This is a genomic window from Armatimonas sp., assembly GCF_031410135.1.
Taxonomy (GTDB): Bacteria; Armatimonadota; Armatimonadia; order Armatimonadales; family Armatimonadaceae; genus Armatimonas.
In genome coordinates this window covers 1-2,450 of sequence record NZ_JANNYP010000594.1, presented here as the reverse complement: position 1 = coordinate 2,450, position 2,450 = coordinate 1, and the positions used below count along the sequence as shown (strand labels likewise).

Below are 2,450 nucleotides of genomic sequence, written 5' to 3'. Positions count from 1 at the left end.
AGCAGGGCTTGAATCGCCTGGAGTGCTTATGCTCTATTTTTCGAGGCGAGCCGATTTTACCCGCCTTTCAAATGGATGGCTGAGTCGTTACATGAAGGGAGCTTTGCTAATGGAGCAACCGACATAGCTGTCACGACGACGGTTGGATTCCGGGTTAGTGCGGGCTATGAGCTTCCCCAAGGCTATCTTGCTGAACTTGCGTACTTTGCGCAGAACAATGATAACAACTGGCAGTACCGACTGGGCTATCGTTTCTAGCTAGTCTTTGTGCAGAAAGTCAATATAGCCCGACTCGGGGTCGGCTTTGATGAGCTTTACCACGATGCGATCTCCAACATCTAGGCCGTGCTCGTTGCGGGTGACGCGGCCCTCAATCGGGGGCTCTATCAGGCGGGCGTAGACTTTTCCGTTTTTTGCGCCCGTCACCACGGCATCAAAGGTCTCTCCCACACGGTCTTGCAGGAAGATCGCGGCAGCAGACTTGCGCAGGCGGCGCTCGACTTTATCGGCCATACTTGCCCGCTCGGTGCAGTGCGCGGCAAGTGCTGCCAGCGCTTCGGGGGTGTACGGGGTGGGGGCATCGGCCAGCGACGACTTGATGAGCCGCTGGACGACAATATCCACGTAGCGTCGGTTCGGTGCTGAGGAGTGTGTGTAACCACCAACGGCGAGGCCAAAGTGCCCTTCGCTCTCTAGGTTCGCCTTCACGAGAACATACTCACCTGGCCCCAGTAGCTTCACCACCGTGAGCGAGAACTCTGCAAAACCACCTGGATCGGCAGTGCGACGGCGCTCCATAAAGGCGGCAAGGGCGCGTGGGTCGGGTGTCTCGGGCAGTGTGTCGTTGAGGCTCTTGGCAATCTCGACAATTTTTTCCCAGCGTCGCGGGGCACGCACGATGCGCTGGATAGAGGCCCGTCCGCTCTCATGAAGAATCTCAGCCACGGCGGTATTGACGGCGACCATGAAGCTCTCTATCAGGAGTCGAGCTCGATTTTTGTGAACCTGGCGCATCCCGACAATCTTCCCGTTTTCGGTAATCGGCACGGTCTCAACACTCTCAAAGTTCAGCGCCCCCTGCTTCAGGCGCAGGGCTAAGAAGCGCTCTAGTGTCTCGTCCTGGAGCTTGAGCTGCGCCTCCAGCCCGTCTATGGCCGCGACTTCCTCAGGCACGGGCGCGCTGCCTTCCAGCCACGGACCAATACGATCGTAGGACAGCTTGGCGTAGTTGCGCACCAGAGCAGGGGTGACGCTGCGTTCCTGGAGAGTACCATCCGGGTTGACGCGTAGGGAGATCACCATTGCCACTCGATCCGTGTCTTGGAGGAGCGAGGTTGCCTTTGTGGAGAGCGCCTCGGGGAGCATGGGGAAGACATGACCAGGGGTGTACAAGCTACTCGTGTTCTTGGCGGCATGTGCATCAATGACGCCGTCTTGACCCACGCGCCAGTCCACTTCGGCGATCCCGACCCGCAGCAAAATATCGCCATCGGGCAGGCGCTCGGCCACCTCGATCTGGTCTAAATCCCGCGACTCGGCGTTATCCACCGACGACCAGAGCAGGTGTCGCAAGTCAGGGAGATTTGTGGGGAGTGCAATCTCACGCTCTGCCTCTGCCTCAACCTCTATGGGAAACTCGGGCACAAAGCCCGCGCCACGAAGCGCGTTGGCTGCGAGCGCGACCAAGTCGGGGTGGAGAGGGGGGCGGCTCAATCTAGTTTTCTTCCTGCGGCGAGGCGCACACGGGCGATGGCCTCCTGAGTGACCGCTTCTTCAAACGAGCGGAAGCCCGCCAGCTTGAAGCCGTGCTTGTCCGCCAGTCGCCACATCTCCTCAGCCTGCGCCACGCTCACGGTCTTGCCCAGCGTGAAGCTCTCGTAGCGCCCGTCGAGGGCAAGCATCATGGTCTCCGACATACAGGCATAGGCCGTGCCAGGGGGGAAGCCAAACGAAAACAGCTCACCCGGCCGATCTACGCCTTGCTTGGTTGTCTTGGTGGCCGTGAACTCGCCTGGAATAGCGACGCAGCCGCCCTCGATCACTAAAACATCATTGCGCTCTTTTGCCACGCGCGTGCTCACATCTCGGGGGCGTGCGACATCACAGACCACGGCCCCTCGCTTGAGATGCTGTGGCTCGATAATGGCATCGGCAGCGCTGGTGACCGTCACGATCACATCCGCATCGCGCAGACCGTCCTCCACGGAGCTGGTCACGGTGACGCATTTTCCGCCCCGCTCGGTCACTTCCCGCGCCACGGGCTCCAAGCGTGTCGTGTCCCGTCCTATCAGGGTCATCTTGGCCGCGTGGGGAGCCAGGAGCAGTGCACTGGTGTGGCCGATACTGCCGCTCGCCCCGACAATGGCGACATGGGCTGTCGAGATCGGGGTGCCCATCAGCTCCGCCCCGCGCATCGCACCCTCCACCGCCGTGGCGACCGTGTAGGAGTT

The 2,450-nt window shown here is 60.6% G+C and carries 2 protein-coding genes and 1 pseudogene; 1 reads left to right on the top strand and 2 read right to left on the bottom strand.

The window, feature by feature from the left end; all coding sequences use genetic code 11:
- Positions 1-75 precede the first annotated feature (75 nt).
- Positions 76-258: a hypothetical protein gene (locus RMO15_RS21745; RefSeq protein WP_309717080.1), complete on the top strand. Its 183-nt coding sequence runs from the start codon at positions 76-78 to the stop codon at positions 256-258.
- Here RMO15_RS21745 and RMO15_RS21740 read toward each other — a convergent pair whose 3' ends face one another.
- Positions 259-1,713, bottom strand: coding sequence for an RNB domain-containing ribonuclease (locus tag RMO15_RS21740; RefSeq protein WP_309717077.1), 1,455 nt, complete (start codon positions 1,711-1,713; stop codon positions 259-261). It abuts the gene before it with no gap.
- Positions 1,710-2,450, bottom strand: a pseudogene (locus RMO15_RS21735) (shikimate dehydrogenase); the annotation flags it as partial. The pseudogene RMO15_RS21735 and the gene RMO15_RS21740, both read right to left, overlap by 4 nt.

Coding starts and splice junctions, on each gene's coding strand:
- RMO15_RS21745 (WP_309717080.1), top strand. CDS start 76: ATGGCTGAGTCGTTACATGAAGGGAGCTTTGCTAATGGAGCAACCGAC.